Origin of the sequence: Pseudomonas sp. EL_65y_Pfl2_R96, from assembly GCF_963970905.1 — a bacterium.
Classification (GTDB): Bacteria; Pseudomonadota; Gammaproteobacteria; order Pseudomonadales; family Pseudomonadaceae; genus Aquipseudomonas.
This window is the reverse complement of sequence record NZ_CAXAQH010000385.1, coordinates 1-437: the sequence shown is the minus strand read 5'-3', so window position 1 is coordinate 437 and position 437 is coordinate 1. Positions and strand designations below refer to the sequence as shown.

1 protein-coding gene is annotated in these 437 nt (G+C 59.5%); it reads right to left on the bottom strand.

Annotated elements, in window-relative coordinates:
- Positions 1 to 6 precede the first annotated feature (6 nt).
- Positions 7 to 437 (bottom strand): MFS transporter (locus tag AACY49_RS31180; protein WP_339528188.1); only part of this gene is annotated, 431 nt, incomplete at its 5' end.

The window sequence follows — 437 nt, the reverse complement described above, 5'->3', positions numbered from 1 at the left end:
ATTCGTTTAAGCACCATCCTTTTGATTTTCTGAACCTGCCCGGATGTTCGATCGGACAATGCGATCACGGGGCATCAACAGGCGCGGCAGGCCAATGCTGGCACCCGCGCCCGCCAGTGCCATCAGTGCAGCGGAACTGAAGACTGCATTTGGCAGGATCAATGCATCGAACAGCAGTCCGCCGGCAGTCGAGCCGAGTGCCTGCCCGAGGCTCGCAGCCGCCGTTACGCGGCCGAGATCGGCTCCTCGGGTACCGTTGGACCCGAGAGGCACCCAATACGTCACAATTGGATACACGAGGCCGGCGCCTGCAGCAACGACTGCAATCCCGACGGAGGTAAGCACATAGTTGCTGGCCAACGGGATCGCGATGAGGCCTGCGGTTAAAGCAATCAGGCCGGGGGTCAAAAACCAGCGCGTTGTTTGTGGTTTGATTA